This is a genomic window from Curtobacterium flaccumfaciens pv. betae (assembly GCF_026241855.1).
Lineage (GTDB): Bacteria > Actinomycetota > Actinomycetes > Actinomycetales > Microbacteriaceae > Curtobacterium > Curtobacterium flaccumfaciens.
Genome location: NZ_JAPJDC010000001.1, coordinates 2,838,808 through 2,855,053 on the forward strand (window position 1 = coordinate 2,838,808; position 16,246 = coordinate 2,855,053).

Here is a 16,246-nt window from a genome sequence, read left to right on the forward strand (position 1 = left end):
CTAGATCTGGGCTGGCGAGTCGTCGCTCTCTGCGCCGGTGCCGGCTGCGACACCACCACCAACAGCGACCCCAACAGGGCAACCAATGTCACCACCGCCAGGACCGCTCCACGAACACGACCAGACAACGACGCAACGAACACGCGGAGAACCCCTCAACGCGTCACACCAACGCACAGCCCCCATGGCTGCACTGTGCAACTCCACACGAAACTACGGAGGAACGCTCAGTACCGCACCCGCACATGTGGGGGTCGAACCATGCCGCGCCCGACCACTAAGCAAGCGAAACGAACCCGCTCCCCGAACCAGTCGGAAAGCCGACCGCTCGCCGCACGGCTTGCATGGGTCCACCGGCATGGGGACGGACCGGGGGATCGTCAGCTCAACTCCGGCCCGCGCAGGAGGCTGGTGAGACCCCTCACCCGACCGTAGCCCTCGTAGCCGATATCGGCTTAGGAACGCAAGCGCCATGGGCAATCGCGCCCCGGTCCGAGCGCTAGGGCAACGCTCCAGGACCGGAGCGTCGATGCTCACCAACGAGCCTTGGTCGAAAGACCAATCGGGTGTGGCTCGCAGAAGGAACCTACGCGTCCTCGTTTCTGAGGACAACCAGGCATCGCGCTACCCGGCCACACGGTGCCAGCCGGCACACATGTGGAGCGAGGACCTTGACTGCAGGTGCCGGACCGATCGGGTCGGAACGGTCCCTGGATGGGGACAGCGCACTCTTCTGGCCCCGGCGAATCGAGCCGGGACTAGGGAGAACACCTCCCGGCTCGACCCGCACCTGCGGACCGACGGCGTCTCGATAGCCGATGGGTGGCCAAGGCGCACGAGGGCGCACCTCTTCCTCGGCTGAGTCTCCCTCGGTACCGTGGTGACATGGACTGCTTCGCGAGCTGGCGCACGCGCGACTGAAGGGACGGCCCTAGCCGTCGCTCTCCTCCACCCCAACCCCGGGCGTGGAGCCTTCAGACTGCTCACGAGAGAAGCGCAACCATGCACATCCGCGACTGCACCCCGCTCGACTTGCCCGCGCTCACCGAGCTCACGATCGATACCTTCCGCCCCCTCCTCGCCGGCTCACTCGTGCAGTTAAGAGCCGAGGTCACCGCGCACGACCACGGACACTGGGAAGACGACTACCACCGCGAGGTCCCCTCCCTGCTCGCTCCCGATGAGGGCCGCTTCATCACACTGGCGGAGGAACACGGCAAACCGCTCGGCTACGTCGGCTGGAACATCACGGGCACGTCATCCGGACGGCTGGAGATGGTTGCCGTCCACCCTGACGCTCGACGACGCGGAGTCGCGCGAGCGCTCTGCTCAGCGGCACTGACCAGACTCGAAGAGCTTGGCGTCGCCGTCGTGCACATCGGAACCGGCGGCGACGACTTCCACGCGCCAGCACGAGCCCTCTACGAATCCCTCGGCTTCATCCCGTACCCGACCGTCGACTACGCCCGGACACTCTGATCCGAGCCGGGAGGGCCGCCAACTGCAGCCCTCCCGGCTCACCACGTCGCCGCCGGCGGCGTCTCGATAGCCGATCCGTCACCGGGCACCTCGCCGGGCGGGTCTACTGAGACACCGAGATCCCCGGATCCTGGCGGGCTCCAGAAACGCCCGCACATGTGCGGTAGCCGATCCGCAACCGGAACCGCCCCTACTCCCCCACGTCCGAGCATCTCGGCAACGCCGCGATGTCCGTGCACCCGTACTCGCTCCACCCACCCTGGCCGTAGGTGTCGTACGCCGCAGTCGACGCCACCGTGGCCCCTGCACCATCCGTCCGGACGAAGGACGGGGTCGGATCACCCTCGGTCGTCCACCGGCCCCACTGGAGCGAGGCCGCTTCGCCCGCTTCGCTCGCGTCCCGCAGGCACCGCAGGCTCTCGGCGGGGAGCGCACCGTCGGCCTCGAGCTCCACGTCCCCGCAGTCGGTACCGCTCGGGTTGCTGACCCACTCGGGCGCATCGGCGAGTGTGCGGGCGGATGCGATGGGGTCAGCTGGCTGTTCGCTGCACGCCGACAGGAGGGGCAGCGCGACCAGCGCGAGTCCGGCGGCGGCGAGGACGAGTGGCTTCTGCACAGGACGAGCATGGCTGAACGAGACGCCCTGCCGGGTCACGGTCCGACAACATGTCGAGCGCTGGCGACCTGACGCCCGGTGGTCCACCCGAGACGGACAGGAGGCCCGTTGCCAGCTGGCAACGGGCCTCCCGTCCGCCTGCTGGTCGCGTCGACGACGCGACCAGCAGGCGCTGGTGCGTCAGCGCGATCGGACGATCGCGGCCTTGGTCTGGTCACGCAGGTACGCGATGCCGGCGGCGTTCGGGTGGAGTGCGCCGAAGAGGATGCTGTACTTCGTCCCGGCCAGCGGCGTGCTGTTCGCGGCGGTGCCGCGATCGGTCAGGGTGAGTCCTGCCATCCAGGCGGAACCCGACGCAGCACAGGGCGTGTGCGCGGCAGAGCCCTGGAGCGTCGAGACGTAGGTGAAGCCACGAGCCTGCGCCGCAGCCTTCACCGCTGCGTCGAGCGCGTTCTGGGTGCGGTGGAAGTAGGCGGTGTCGGTCGCGGTGAAGGGGAACGCGTTCTGCGGGAACGGCGGCTCGAGTCCGGAGTCACCGAGGAGGCTCGAGAAGCACCCCTTCGGGGACTGCGCCGAGCCCGGCGCGATCATCGGGTAGCCGACGACGAACACCTTCGCCCGCGGCGCACGCTGCGCGATCACACGGAACGTCTGCGCGAGCCGTGGCGCGACCGTGTTGTGGATGCGCGCTGCGAGACGGTCCCGCTCGACGCCGTGCACGACCGGTGCGTAGTAGTCCTTGCAGTGGTCGTAGGTCTTGCCGTGGATCTCCGAGAACACCGGACCGTCCTTGTCCAGCGCGACGCAGTTCGAGATGACGTCGGTGAACCCCAGGTCGTTCCCGCCGATCGACACCGTGACGACGTCCGTGTCCTTGGACAGCGCGTCGGCCTGGACGGGCGCGGTGGCACTGCCGACACCGGTCGCCTGCGGGACCCGGGTGATGTTGCCGGTGGTGGCACCGGAGCAGGCGCGGTCATCGAGCAGGAGACCCAGGGATGCCGCGACCTGGTGCGGGTAGTCGGTGGTGGACTGGAAGCAGCCAGCCGCCGGACCCGAGCCGTAGGGGGCGACGCCGAAGCCGCCCGCGTACGAGTCGCCGAGGGCCACGTAGCTGTCACCGCGGGACGGCGAGGACACGGCGGCCACGGACTGGGCGGGCGCCGCGCCGTCGGCGTTGGCCGCGGAGACGGGCCCGGCTGCCCCGACAGCGAGCGCTGCCGCCGTCAGGACGCCACTGGTGATCAGCAGCGCGTTGGTCCGGCGGAGGCGAGGAGCGTGACGCATGGAGCAGGTTCCTTCCAGAGGTCCATTCGACAGACGATCGTCTGACAAGTAGACGGCAGGTCGGCGGGACGCCCCGCGCCATGAGAGGGCCACAAGGTGCGGAGGTCGCACGACGACGCCGAACATTGGGCGAACTCCACAATACTTCTTGTGCATGTAGGGTCGCACCATGACCCAAGGACGGATCGACGACCCCGCCCAGATGCGCGCCCTCGCTCACCCGACGCGCCTGCGCATCCTCGGCCTGTTGCGGGCGAACGGCCCGCAGACCGCCGCGACGATCGGCGAGGTGATCGACGAGGCGCCGGGGACGATCAGCTACCACTGCACCCGACTCGCCGCCGCGGGCTTCATCGAACCCGCTCCCGACGCGGGCACGGACCGCCGTGAGCGCTGGTGGCGAGCCGCACACGACGCCTCCGTGTGGGAGCTCGCCGACGCGCTCGACGACCCGGAGCGGTTGCTCGCCACGAACGCCCTCGACCACGCGGTCGCCCGCGTGTACGCCGCGAACTACGAGGCGTTCGTCGACCTCGCGCCGACGCTCGGACGCGAGTGGGTGTCGGCGTCCTCGAGCTCGGACCGCGTGCTCCGCCTGACGGCAGCCGAGCTCCAGGACATGGGCGAGGAACTCCGCGGCGTCGTGGACCGCTGGGCCGGTGTCGCTGCCGAGCACCACGCCGGGGACGGCTCTGAGCAGGTCTTCGTGCTGAACCAGGCGTACCGATGGCCGCGCGCCTGAGCCCCCGCGCGCAACTGCGCGCACTGCTCGCGGTGCAGGTGGTGTCGCGCATCGGGAACGTCGTCACCACCATCACCGTGCCGTTCGCCGTCCTCGCGCGTGGCGGCTCCGCCACCGACGTGGGCATCGCCGCGTTCATGGCGACGGTGCCGATCGTGCTCGGCGGTCCGTTCGGCGGCGCCCTCGTGGAGCGGGTCGGGTTCGTCCGCTCGAGTGTCGCGTCCGACGTCGTCAGCGGGCTCACCCTGCTCGCGATGCCGGTGCTCGCCTGGACCGTCGGTCTGCCGTTCTGGGCGCTCCTCGCGCTCGTGTTCGTCAGCGGGCTGTTCGACACCCCGGGTGAGTCCGCCCGACGGGTGCTCCTGCCGGGGCTCGCGACCGCGGCAGGCGTGCCGCTCGAACGCGCCGTCGGCCACTTCGAGGCGTCGTCACGGCTGTCGGTGCTGATCGGTGCGCCCCTCGGTGGGACCCTGGTCGCCGTCCTCGGTCCGATGCCGGGCCTGGCCTGCGTGGCGATCACCTTCGGGGCAGCCGCGCTGCTCACGGCGCTCACGGTCCGCGGCGCGGTGGCGCCGGTCGAGCCAGGCGAGCCCGTGGAGTCGCAGGGGTACTGGCGCGACATCGCCGACGGGTTCCGGTTCTGCGTCCGCGATCCCCTGTTCCGGCTCGTCGTCGCGCTGGTGCTCGTGACGAACCTGCTCGACGCCGCACGCTCGACCACGCTCCTCCCGCTCTACGCCGACCAGCAGCTCGGCGGCGCGCAGGCGCTCGGGCTCGTCACCGGCGTCTTCGGGGGTGCGGCGTTCCTCGGCTCCGTCGCCTTCGGGTACGTGGCGCACCGCGTGCCGCGACGGTTGGTCTTCACCCTGTGCTTCGTCCTCGCCGGTGGGCCGTCACTGATCGTCCCGGCGCTCGGGCTCGGCCTGCCGTGGATGCTCGCGTCCGCCGCGCTCTCCGGGCTCGCGGCCGGTTCGATCAACCCGATCCTCGGAGCCGTCGAGCTCGAGCGGATCCCGGAGCACATGCGCGCGCGGGTGTTCGGCCTGCTCGGTGCCGGCGCGTGGGCGGGCATCCCCGTCGGCGGCCTGGTCGCCGGGCTCGCTGCCGACGGCGTGGGGGTCGAGGCCACCTTCGCCGTCGTCGCGGTCGTGTACACGGTCGTGACGCTCACGCCGCTGCTCGGCGGATCGTGGCGGCTCATGGAACGCCGTTCGGAACCGGCACCGACCGTGCTCAGTGACTGTCGGTCATCCCGCTGCTGACGTAGGAGGAGCCCACCGTGTCGTCGGTGAGCGTGCAGTTGTACATGGTTGCACCACTTTCCGTCCAGAGAGGCCCTCATCCGTGAGCTCGGGATCGCTTCGTTCGCCTGGTTCCGCGAGGCGGTCGCTGAGCGGGTGGACCTCTCCGAGAACGCTCCGGGAAAGCTCCTCCGCGCCTACGTCCGCGCTGTCTGCGACCTCGTCGCCGATGACCGGGATCCGGGGACCTCGCTGTCGCTGTGGCTTGCGCTGTCGACCGAGCCGAGCATTGCCGCACTGCTCACCGATGACATCGACTACTGGGATCGGGAGCTGGCGCTCGATGGCCTGGACACTGCAACGATCACGGCCGTGCAGATGGCAGCGGACGGGATCAACGTCATGGCCGTGGTCGCTCCAGATCGGGCCAGGTCCAGGGTGGCGACCCTGCGTCGAACGTTGCTCGAGCGCACCATGACCGCTGAGGGTGGAATCGGGCCAGTCGCCTAGGGCTCACACGGGGACAGTACCGACGCCACGGACTCACGCCGTCTGACCGCCCGGGTCTCACCAGCCGGTCGTGCAACGAATAACCACGGTCGGAACAGCCTGCTGCGCATCTCCGCGGCTCTGCTCGCAGATTCCGCTCCGCGCTTGGTGTCTGCTGCTGATCGATCAGTGTCGTCGAAGGATGCCGAGGAACTCGTCCGCCCAGTCGAGGTTGCGGGCGAGCTTGGCTCGGCGATCCTCGGTGTCCACGATGTACGCGTCGAGCTGCGCCTGAAGCCGGTCGCGCGCGGTGCCGTCCGCCGCCTGGAGTCCGTCGACGATGCTGAGGAGTTCGGCCATCTGCTCGAGGGAGTAGCCGAGGGGCTTCATCCGGCGGATCACGAGGAGACGCTGCAGGTCGTCGTCGGAGTAGAGCCGGAAGCCGCCCTCGGTCCGGCCGGTGGGATGGAGGAGGCCGACGTCGTCGTAGTGGCGCACGGTCCGGATCGACAGACCGGACCGCTCGGCGAGTTCACCGATGCGCATCGTCGATGCACCTGCCGCGTCCGTCACTGCTGCCACCTTCCGCCCGGTTGCCCGGTCCTGACCGATCGTACCGACCCTTGCGCAGCAACCCTTCCGTTGCGTTAGAGTCGGACAGGACCAACTCTTCCGCAACGGAAGATTCGGGTTCCCGGTTCGTTCCCCCGCGGCCGGCGTGCGCGACGCAGCGCCCCACGACATTCCCCTGCGGGCGCGGAGCGTCCGCCCCCTCATCGAAGGAGAACCGTGACAACGGTCACGCCCGCACCAGCTCAGGTGCACACCAGCCCCACCGTCCTGTCCGCACTGAAGAGCCCGCGCCTGCTGACCCGTGAGGCCCTTGCCGGCCTGGTGGTCGCCCTCGCGCTGATCCCGGAAGCGATCTCGTTCTCGATCATCGCCGGCGTCGATCCCCGCGTCGGGCTGTTCTCGGCGTTCGTGATGGCCGTCGTCATCTCGATCGTCGGAGGCCGTGCCGCGATGATCTCCGGTGCGACCGGCGCCATCGCCCTCGTCGTCGCCCCGGTGATGAGGGAGCACGGCATCGACTACCTGATCGCCACCGTCCTGCTCGGCGGCGTGTTCCAGCTCATCCTCGGCGGGCTGGGAGCTGCGAAGCTGATGCGGTTCGTGCCCCGGTCGGTGATGGTCGGGTTCGTCAACGCGCTCGCGATCCTGATCTTCACCGCTCAGTTGCCCAACATCATCGGCGTCGACTGGCTCGTCTGGCCGATCACCATCGTCGGCATCGCGATCATCGTGCTCCTGCCCCGGCTCACCAAGGCGATCCCCGCGCCGCTGGTCGCGATCGTCGTCCTGACCCTCGTCACCGTGCTCGCGTCCATCGCGATCCCGACCGTCGGCGACGAGGGCAAGCTCCCCGACAGCCTGCCGACGCTGTTCATCCCGAACGTCCCGCTGAACCTCGAGACGCTCACGATCATCGCCCCCTACGCCCTCGCCATGGCCCTCGTCGGGCTCCTCGAGTCCCTGATGACGGCAAAGCTCGTCGACGAGGTCACCGATACCGGCTCACGCAAGACCCGCGAAGCCCTCGGGCAGGGCATCGCCAACATCTGCTCAGGATTCATGGGCGGCATGGGTGGTTGCGCGATGATCGGCCAGACGATGATCAACGTCAAAGCATCCGGCGCCCGCACCCGCATCTCGACGTTCCTGTCCGGGGTGTTCCTGCTCGTGCTCGTCGTCGGGCTCGGCGACGTCGTCGCGGTCATCCCGATGGCCGCGCTCGTCGCCGTGATGGTCATGGTCTCCGTCGGCACCTTCGACTGGCACAGCATCAAGCCCTCCACCCTCAAGCGCATGCCCGTCGGGGAGACCATCGTCATGGTCCTCACCGTCGTGATCGTCGTCGCGACCGACAACCTCGCCATCGGCGTGATCATCGGTGTCATCGCGGCGATGGTCGTCTTCGCCCGCCGGGTCTCGCACTTCACCTCCGTGACCCGCAGCATCGAGACCACCGACAGTGGTGAGCAGCACGCGATCTACTTGGTCGAGGGTGAACTCTTCTTCGCATCGAGCAACGAACTCACCACACAGTTCGACTACGTCGGCGACCCCGAACTCGTCGTCATCGACATGAACCGGTCGCACGTGTGGGACGCCTCCACCGTCGCCGCCCTCGACTCGATCGAGACGAAGTACCACGCGCACGGCAAGCGGGTCGACATCCCCGGGATGAACGACGCCAGCCGGGAATTCCACGCGCGCCTCGCCGGAAACCTCGGCGCCGGTCACTGAGTCACGCACCTCCGCCCGGCCCCTCCAGCCGATACCGGCGCACCGCGCCAGCGGGGTGACGGCCGAGCCTGGAGGGACGGTGCCAGCTGGCACCGGGCCTCCCGTCCGCCCTGTGATCGCGTCGACGACGTATCAGCCTTCCCAGGGCCAGTACGGCCGCCAGGTCTCGCGGCCCCTGTTCGTCAACACGCTGACCTCCACCGGCCCCCGGATGCCTGACGACCGGGGATCAGCCGCCGCTGCGCTCCCGACGATGCACCCGCAGCGTGCCGATCCCCTGCACGATGCAGACGACACCGCTCGCGACGACGATGACCCCGGTCACGATCCGACCGATGGAGACCCCACCGAACAGCAGCGGGGCGACCGCGACAGCGATGAAGACGGCGCCCATCACGATGACGACGACCGGGTTCTGGGCGACGAAGAACCGGCGCCCACCGTTCGCTTCGGCGATCGCGCGGTCCCGAGCACGAGGGACGGCGTCGGGCGACCGACCCGCGCGGCGATCTGCACGCCGTCGCCGGCTGCGCAGGACCAACCACACCGCAGCGCCGATGACGACGGCCGCTCCGATCGCGAGCCATTCGACGATGTGGAAGGACCCGAAGACGATCACCAGGACGAACCCGACCGCGATGCCCACGAACATGTCCGTGGTCATTCGGTCGGTCCGGCCGTCGCCACTCGTGACGTACCCGGGTCGGCGTTCGTACGGATCGTGCTCGTCCACGGCCGGTCCGTCGGCCCGTTCGGTTCCCATGCTCCGAACGTACCGACGGCGGTCGGAACCCGTCCGGGTCAGCCCACTCGTTCCGCCGGCGGCTCGGCCCGGACTCCGCGTGCCGGACGCCGCTCCCGCACGATCGCCACCGCCTGGCGCAGCGACAACCCCGGCAGGTAGGTACGGACGATCGCGACGCCGATGGTGGGCAGCGCCACCGGGTCCGGGTACGCCATCACCAGGGGGTGCAGGTCGGGCCCGAACTTCGCCTTGAAGCGCAGCAGGGAACGGAACCCGTAGACGGGCTCGAGCGCACCGCCGACGACGTCGAGGACCGATTCGACGCCGCTCCGGCCGGAGCCCTGCGGTTCCGCCGAGGACGCGAGCGGTGCGGCGGACAGGCTGAGCCGTTCGGCACCGTCGGCGCGCATCCGGTCGACCGCACTCGCGACCAAGAACTCCATCACACCGTTCGGGGCGTCCGGCGCACGGCGCATCACGTCGAGCGTCCACCCGACCACCTGCCCGGCACGGTACGCGGGGAGCCAGCTGGTGACGGCGAGGACGGTGCCGTCCTCGCTCAGGGCGACGAGCGTCCGGACGGCGGGGTCGCGCATCTCGTCGATGCCGCCGAGGGTGAACCCCATCTCCGGCAGTTCGCGCTCGGCGACCCACTCTTCCGAGATCACCTCGATCTGGCGGGTGACCGATCCGGGCAGCGAGGCCCAGTCCGACCAGAGCGCGGTGGTGCCGGACCGTGCGGCCTTGTTCACGGCCGTGCGGACGTCCTGCTTGCGCTTGCCCGTCGTGGTCCAGGTGCGCGGGTCGAGGTCGGCGTCCTCGGCCACGGGGAGCGTCGTCCAACCGAGTCGGGCGAGCGCAGCGCCGAGGGTGGCGTCGATGCCGTAGAAGACGGGCGTCCAGCCGTGGTCGTCCGCGGCCCGTGCGAAGCCCTCGAGCGCCGCCAGCCGTGCGTCCTCGTGTCCGAAGGGGCCGCCGGTCGTCACGGCGACGCTCCCGGTGCGGTGGTAGGCGACCCCGGCTCGGCCGTCCTCGGTGAACCAGTACTCGTTGCCGGGCCAGGTCGTCATCCACCCGAAGGTGTCGCCGCCGCCAGCGACCAGGAGCGCCCGAGCAGCCGCCCGCGCGGCGTCCTGCCCGTCGAGGTCACTGTCCGAGCGTCCGGCACCGGTCGGCCGGACCGCGGCGATCGCCACCGCGAGCCACAGGAGCGGGCCCGAGATGCCGACGACGAACCGCAGCGCCGGCTCGGCTTGTCCGAGGTGCGTGGGCAGGGTCACGGGGGCGATCGGCCCGAGCACGGCGAGCGCCAGGTGGAGGGGCTCCCGCACGCTGTCGCCCGAAGCCACGGCGACGCCGACGACGACGACCGCGAGCACCAGGGCCGCGCCCGCGACCGTGACGGCGAAGGTCAGCAGTCGTCGCCGGTCGGTCCGGACCGGGAAGTCCGCGCGGCGCAGGACGAGCACCACGGCGGTGGCGATCGGCACCAGCACCGACGCGACGAGCGAGAGCGAGACCTCGAGGTGGTCAGACGCCAGACGCTGCACGACGGCGTGGTGCCGCTCGGGCAGCACCCCGTACGAGACGGCGGTCGCGAGGCCGGTGACCAGGTCGACGGTCACGACGAGCCACAGCGCGAACCGACTGCCACGCCGGAGGCCCACCGCACCGACCGCCAGGACCACGAGCGGCATCACGGCCAGCAGCGACTGGAACAGGCCGTGCGGGTGCACCGCGGCGAGCGCCCGGACGCAGCTGGCGGTCACCCCGGTCACCGAGCAGTGCGGCATCCGTCCGGTCGGCCCGGTGTCGAGCACCACGGCGAGCGGGGCGAGCAGCCCGAGTTGGGCACCGGTGACGAGCGCGAGGACGGGGCCGACCGCCGACACGGTGACCGCGGCCACCAGCAGCACGCGGGTCTCGCGTGAGGAGCTCCGGGTCCAGCCGCTCCGTACCGGTGACCGTCGCAGCAGGCGGCCGAGCACCAGGCCGACGACCAGGGCGAGCGCCGCGTGCAGGTCGGACGCGTTTCCGGCGTAGAGCAGCAGTGCCGCGACGACGGCGATCGACACGACCCGGATCCGGCGTCGCCACAGGGCGCCGGCGAACGCGCTCGCGGTCACGATGGTCCCGACGATCCAGGTCCAGGGGCCGACGTGTCCCAGGTGCACGAGGAAGCCGGGGTTGGCCGGGGCTCCGTCGAACAGCTGGAGCAGGGCACCGAGGCCGGTCCCCACGACGGTCGTGACGACCATCGCGAGCAGGGTGCGCCGCCAGCCGAGCAGCCGTTCGGACGCGCCGGTGCACACCACGACGGCGACGAAGGTGACGAGGAACCCGACGACGCTGGACGTCACCGCGACCACGCCGAGCGGGCCCATCGCCCCGCCCAGGGTGTCGAGCGTCCGACCGTGGAGTGCGCCGACGCAGCGGAGCACCACGGCGGCGATGCCGACGACGATCGTCAGGCCCGAGACGACACTCGTCAGCGGGTACCGACGGGCCACCGGCACGAGATGCTTCGGGTTCGCCCACGCGAGGGCCGCCGTCACCGCGCTCACCGGAGGCCCATGTGCGCGATCACGCCGGGCATCCCGACGCGCAGGGCGTCGCGGACGGTGTTCCAGTCGTGCGCGGAACCCTCGGACACCAACAGTCGGGTCTGCATCCCCGCGGCGTCCGCAGCTGCGCGGAGCGCCGTGGTCGACGCGACGTAGGGGTCGTCCTCGCTGCCGTAGGCGAAGACGGTCAGCTGCCCCGGGTACGGCCCGTGTGTCCGCATGATCGCCCGTGGTGCCGCTGCGGCGTACCGGCTGGCGGAGCCGCCGAACCCGACCTCGATGCTGTGCTCGACCGAACCGCTCAGGGGCGCGAGCTCGCTTGCGATCGCGAAGGTCGTACCGAACACATCGGGGTGCGCGGTGGAGAACTGCATGGCGCACGTCGCGCCCTGCGAGAACCCGACGATGCCCCAGGCCGAGGGCGCTGCCCCGACGCGCAAGTGCTGCCGGATCCAGTTCGTGGTGTCGGTCATGACGTACGTCGCGGAGCGCCCGAGGGGCGAGTCGACGCACATCGGGTTCCGGTCCGGTGCCCCGAGCTGATCGGGTGCCACGACGATCGGGGCCAGCCCGTGGTGGGCCTCGGCGAACGCGTCCATCACCGCGTCGAGCCGACCGGCCTGGAACATGTCGCTCGGCTGGCCGGGTTGTCCGGCCAGGCTGATCAGGACCGGCAGGGTCGGCGGTCGCTCGGTCAGGGCAGCGGGCGGCAGGTACACGTCCGCAGGCCGCGCGTGGAAGTGGGAGACGGTCGACGGGATGGTGACGGAGAGCACCTTCCCGCGTCGCGGCATCCGGGCGGGAGCCCGCCAGGTGGCCGGGTCGACCACCGGACTGGAGGCGCGCCCCACCCCCGTCTCGTGTCCCAGCGGCCCGGACGGGTACGGATCCGTCGCGACGGCCTGCTCGATCGTGCGGTAGGCCCCGAAGTCGACGTTGACGCCGAGGACGGCGGCCAGGGCCACCGCCACCGCCGCGAGCACACCGAACACGCGGCGGAGCCAGCCGCCCTGCACGACCGTCACGACGAGCAGGCCGACGGCGCCGAAGGCCAGGGCCACCCACATCCGGGTGATCGGGGTGAACGACACCCCGTACAGGTCCTGGACGTCCCCGAACCACCACACCGCGACCAGGCCGATCACGGCACCGACGGCCACGCCGCCGAGCCGCCAGACCAGCCCGCGGACCGGATGCCGGGAGCGACGACCGAACGCCGGCAGCAGCGCGGCGACGGCGAGGAGCCCCGCGGCGACGTCCACCGGGACGAGCACGGACGGTGCGACGACGGCGACGTGGAACAGGGGTCGGAGCAGATCGTGGAACATGGGGCCTCCCGGCGGACGGTGCAATCGTGGCGTCGGCCCGCTGCGAACGGGGCACCGACGCGCTTCCGGTTCGCACAGTTCCCACCTGTGCGGCTCCCAGGCAGCGCTCGAACAACCCCCAGCGAACCGTCCGGAGCGACGGGCACGCCGGACCTCTCGGTGGCGCACACCTAGGGTGAACGGGTGACGCACGACGGATCGGTACGGGCTGCACTCGCGGCGGTCGGAGCGGACGGCTGGGGGGACGGCGGGCCGCTCGTCGAACCCGGCAGCACGGCCTCGCCACGTCGGGCCGCGGTCCTGATGCTCTTCGGCGCGCTCGACCACACGCCGAGCGACCGACCGGCAGCAGCACCCGGGGTCCCGCGCGACCTCGACGTCCTGCTCCTCGCCCGGGCCACGACCCTGCGCGCGCACGCGGGTGAGGTCGCGTTCCCCGGCGGACGCATCGACCCCGGTGACGCGGACGCCGTCGCCGCCGCACTCCGCGAGGCACAGGAGGAAACGGGGCTCGACCCCGCCGGCGTCGAGGTGCTCGGCACACTGCCGGCCGTGCCCCTGGCGTTCTCGAACCACCTGGTCCGGCCCGTCATCGGCTGGTGGCGCGACCCCTCACCGATCCGCGTCGTCGACGAGCACGAGTCGGCGGCGGTGTTCCGGGTCCCCGTGGCCGACCTGCTCGACCCGGCGAACCGCGGCGTGACCGTGATCCGCCGCAGTGGTCAGGAGTGGCGCGGACCGGCGTTCACGATCGAGGCCGACGGGGACGAGCACCTGGTGTGGGGCTTCACCGCGATGCTGCTGGATGCGCTGTTCGACCGACTCGGCTGGACGGAACCGTGGGACCGGAGCCTCGAGGTGCCGCTGCCCGACTGAGCACCGGGAACGACAGCGGGTCGGCCCGCACCGCGTCGACCGCGTGGGCCACGGCCCCGATGACGACGACGTCGGCCCCGAGCGACGACGCGACGAGTTCCGGCACCGGGTCGAAGTGCCCCTTCGCGAGCAGGTCGCGCGCACGGTCGATGACCGCGACCGCCGGCTGGGCAATCGCGCCGGCGACCACGACGCGGTCGATGTCGAGCAGACTCGCGAGCAGGATGCAGACCCGGGCCAAGCGGTCACCCAGGCGGTCGACGATGGTGCGCGCGACCGGATCACCGCTCCGCGCGGCCGCGAACACCAGGGCGGCGTCGGCGGCGAGCGCGGCGTCCGCGGGGATCTGCCCGTCGGCGACGGCGTCCGCCACGAAGGTGCGGGCGACGGCGCCGATGCCGTCGGACGAGCCGACACCCTCGACGAGTTCGAGCACCCGCATCTCCCCGGCTCCGCCGTGGGCACCGCGCAGCAGGACCCCGTCGACGACGAGGCCTGCGCCGAAGCGTTCGCCGGACAGCAGCGCCGCGAACGAGGCGTCACCCGAGGACGGCCGCTCGGCGAGCGCGGCGAGGTTCGCGTCGTTCTCGACGAGCACCCGCCCGCCCGGCACGGCGTCGGCGAACCCCGGGTTCATCCGGACCCAGAAGCCGCCGTCGTCGGGCGAGGCCCCGGCGGCGTCGACCGGCGCCGGGATGCCCACGACGGTGACCAGGACCCGGGTGCGGTCGACGTCGGCCGAGGCGAGGGCGGCGGCCACGGTGTCGGCGAGGACCCCGAGTCGCACGGGCACGTCGAGGCCCGATGCACCCAGCGACCCCTCGGCACGACCGAGCACCGTGCCGCGCAGGTCGGCGACGAAGGCCGTGACCCGGTGCTGGCCGGCGTCGACACCGACGACGACCCCGGCGACCGTGTCGAGCTCGTAGCGGCGGGCGGGGCGCCCCATCCGGTACTCCCCCGCGGCGCGGGCGTCGTCGAGCTCGCGGAGCCAGCCGAGCCGCACGAGTTCCTCGGCCGCCCCGAGCACGGTCGACCGGGTCAGGCCGGTGGCGTCGATCGCCTCGGTCGCGGTGAACGCCGACGAGTCGAAGGCGTACGCGAGCAGCGTCTCTGCGCTCGTTCCACGGGGTGGCGGCATGTCGTGACCCTATCGCGCGACGAGTTCCTTGCGGAATTAGATTTTCTCGCTACATTTAGTTCCGCGGGCAGCATCGGAGCCGCTCGCGGGACGGAACGGCAGGGACGCCGGGTCCGGACGGACGGAGACGACGTGCAAGCACACGCCACCGCCAGGAGCGCAGCATCGGTCAGCCGACGCGGGTTCCTGCTGGGAGCGGGCGGCATCGGAGCGGGCCTCGCGCTCGCCGGATGCGCCCCGATCGGGTCCTCGAGCGCCAAGCCGGAGACCATCACGTTCTACGTGTCGAAGCCCGAGGTCATCGGCTACTTCGACGCCGTCATCGCGCAGTTCCACCAGAGCCAGTCGAAGGTCCGGGTCGTGCGCGACTCGACCTCGAGCATGTCCGCGAACTTCGTGCGGAACCGGCCGCCGGACCTCGGCTGCTGGAACTACAACTTCTCGGTCGTGCCGTTCGTCGAGCACGGCGCGCTGACCGACCTGTCCGACCTGCCGCAGGCCGACACCATCAACCCCGACCTGTGGCCGCTCATGGAGCAGACCGCCGACTACCCCGGCCGGAAGAGCGCTCTGCCGTACTCGGTGACGGCGGCGTCGGTGATCTACAACAAGGCCCTCTTCGCGCAGCAGGGGCTCGAGGTCCCGACGACGTGGAGCGAGTTCGCCGACGTGTGCGAACGCCTGACCAAGGCCGGCATCGCGCCGATCTACGGCACGTTCAAGGACAACTGGACGATCGCCCAGGGCATGTTCGACTACTCGATCGGCGGCATGATCGACACCCCGGCGACCTTCGAGGCACTCCGCCGCGAGGGCACGAACGTCGGCAAGGGATCCGCCGTCTCGTTCGAGCGCGACCTGCGGAAGCCGATGGAGCGCATGGTGCAGCTCCGCGCCTGGCACCAGGACGGCGCTGCGAGCCGCGGGTACGGCGACGGCAACCTCGCCTTCGCCCAGGGCAAGGCGGGCATGTACCTGCAGGGACCGTGGGCCCTCGGCGAGATCGCCAAGACCACGAAGGACATGGACCTCGGCACGTTCCCGCTGCCCGTCACCGACGACCCGGCCGACCGCAAGGTCCGCGTGAACGTCGACCTGGCGCTCTGGATCCCGGAGGCGTCCCGCAAGCAGGAGGCCGCCCGCGAGTTCCTGTCGTTCCTGATGTCCAAGCGGGTCAACGACGAGTACAACGCGGACAACAACGGCTTCGGGGTCCGCAAGGACGCTCCACCGGCGTCGAACCCCGCCCTCCGCGGCATGCAGTCGTACTACGACGACGCAGCCTTCTACCTCGGCGCCTCGCAGCTCATCCCCGCCGAGATCCCGGTCGCGAACTACGCGCAGTCGATCGCCTTCGGCGGCGACCCGCAGCGCCAGCTCCGCACCCTCGACGCCGACTGGGCGCGTCTCGCGCTCCGCACGGCCGCGTAA

14 protein-coding genes are annotated in these 16,246 nt (G+C 71.0%); 7 read left to right on the plus strand and 7 right to left on the minus strand.

What is annotated here, in order from left to right; translation table 11 throughout:
* Positions 1 to 1,002 precede the first annotated feature (1,002 nt).
* Positions 1,003 to 1,479, plus strand: a complete 477-nt coding sequence (locus ORG17_RS13330; RefSeq protein ID WP_214527727.1) for a GNAT family N-acetyltransferase — start codon at positions 1,003 to 1,005, stop codon at positions 1,477 to 1,479.
* A gap of 190 nt (positions 1,480 to 1,669) precedes the next feature.
* On the opposite strand, the gene ORG17_RS13335 is transcribed toward ORG17_RS13330, so the two are convergent.
* Positions 1,670 to 2,095: a hypothetical protein gene (locus ORG17_RS13335; protein WP_214527726.1), complete on the minus strand. Its 426-nt coding sequence runs from the start codon at positions 2,093 to 2,095 to the stop codon at positions 1,670 to 1,672.
* A gap of 180 nt (positions 2,096 to 2,275) precedes the next feature.
* Positions 2,276 to 3,382 carry an SGNH/GDSL hydrolase family protein gene (locus ORG17_RS13340; RefSeq protein WP_214527725.1) on the minus strand — a complete coding sequence of 369 codons (1,107 nt, stop codon included), beginning with the start codon at positions 3,380 to 3,382 and terminating at the stop codon, positions 2,276 to 2,278.
* A gap of 169 nt (positions 3,383 to 3,551) precedes the next feature.
* On the opposite strand from ORG17_RS13340, the gene ORG17_RS13345 reads away from it, so the two are divergent.
* Genes ORG17_RS13345 through ORG17_RS13355 form a run of 3 tightly spaced genes read left to right on the plus strand, consistent with a single transcriptional unit; the run spans position 3,552 to position 5,875 of the window.
* Positions 3,552 to 4,124: an ArsR/SmtB family transcription factor gene (locus tag ORG17_RS13345; RefSeq protein ID WP_111022089.1), complete on the plus strand. Its 573-nt coding sequence runs from the start codon at positions 3,552 to 3,554 to the stop codon at positions 4,122 to 4,124.
* On the plus strand, positions 4,109 to 5,386 hold the full coding sequence (locus ORG17_RS13350; RefSeq protein WP_214527724.1) for an MFS transporter: 1,278 nt from the start codon (positions 4,109 to 4,111) through the stop codon (positions 5,384 to 5,386). Before ORG17_RS13345 ends, ORG17_RS13350 begins: the two co-directional genes overlap by 16 nt.
* Positions 5,387 to 5,434: 48 nt before the next feature.
* Complete coding sequence (locus ORG17_RS13355) at positions 5,435 to 5,875, plus strand: hypothetical protein (RefSeq protein WP_214527723.1); 441 nt, start codon at positions 5,435 to 5,437, stop codon at positions 5,873 to 5,875.
* Positions 5,876 to 6,040: 165 nt separating this feature from the next.
* Here ORG17_RS13355 and ORG17_RS13360 read toward each other — a convergent pair whose 3' ends face one another.
* Positions 6,041 to 6,427: a MerR family transcriptional regulator gene (locus tag ORG17_RS13360; RefSeq protein ID WP_301565306.1), complete on the minus strand. Its 387-nt coding sequence runs from the start codon at positions 6,425 to 6,427 to the stop codon at positions 6,041 to 6,043.
* A 216-nt stretch (positions 6,428 to 6,643) separates the two neighbouring features.
* Between ORG17_RS13360 and ORG17_RS13365 the strand changes: the two genes are divergently transcribed.
* Positions 6,644 to 8,161, plus strand: coding sequence for a SulP family inorganic anion transporter (locus tag ORG17_RS13365; RefSeq protein ID WP_214527722.1), 1,518 nt, complete (start codon positions 6,644 to 6,646; stop codon positions 8,159 to 8,161).
* Positions 8,162 to 8,390: 229 nt separating this feature from the next.
* Here ORG17_RS13365 and ORG17_RS13370 read toward each other — a convergent pair whose 3' ends face one another.
* The 3 genes from ORG17_RS13370 to ORG17_RS13380 are packed head-to-tail and all read right to left on the minus strand — an operon-like array spanning position 8,391 to position 12,798.
* Entirely contained in the window at positions 8,391 to 8,924 is a 534-nt protein-coding gene (locus ORG17_RS13370) for a hypothetical protein (RefSeq protein ID WP_214527721.1), read from the minus strand.
* Between the two features lie 38 nt (positions 8,925 to 8,962).
* A complete protein-coding gene (locus tag ORG17_RS13375) occupies positions 8,963 to 11,470 on the minus strand; it encodes a bifunctional lysylphosphatidylglycerol flippase/synthetase MprF (RefSeq protein ID WP_214527720.1) in 2,508 nt (835 codons plus the stop codon).
* Positions 11,467 to 12,798 carry an alpha/beta hydrolase gene (locus ORG17_RS13380; RefSeq protein WP_214527719.1) on the minus strand — a complete coding sequence of 444 codons (1,332 nt, stop codon included), beginning with the start codon at positions 12,796 to 12,798 and terminating at the stop codon, positions 11,467 to 11,469. The genes ORG17_RS13375 and ORG17_RS13380 overlap by 4 nt, the downstream gene beginning before the upstream one ends.
* Positions 12,799 to 12,981: 183 nt before the next feature.
* On the opposite strand from ORG17_RS13380, the gene ORG17_RS13385 reads away from it, so the two are divergent.
* Entirely contained in the window at positions 12,982 to 13,674 is a 693-nt protein-coding gene (locus ORG17_RS13385; RefSeq protein WP_301565307.1) for an NUDIX hydrolase, read from the plus strand.
* Here ORG17_RS13385 and ORG17_RS13390 read toward each other — a convergent pair.
* Entirely contained in the window at positions 13,586 to 14,815 is a 1,230-nt protein-coding gene (locus ORG17_RS13390) for an ROK family protein (RefSeq protein WP_214527718.1), read from the minus strand. The two genes, ORG17_RS13385 and ORG17_RS13390, sit on opposite strands and share 89 nt — an antisense overlap.
* A 132-nt stretch (positions 14,816 to 14,947) precedes the next feature.
* Here ORG17_RS13390 and ORG17_RS13395 point away from each other — a divergent pair, with 132 nt between their 5' ends.
* Positions 14,948 to 16,246 carry an extracellular solute-binding protein gene (locus ORG17_RS13395; protein ID WP_214527717.1) on the plus strand — a complete coding sequence of 433 codons (1,299 nt, stop codon included), beginning with the start codon at positions 14,948 to 14,950 and terminating at the stop codon, positions 16,244 to 16,246.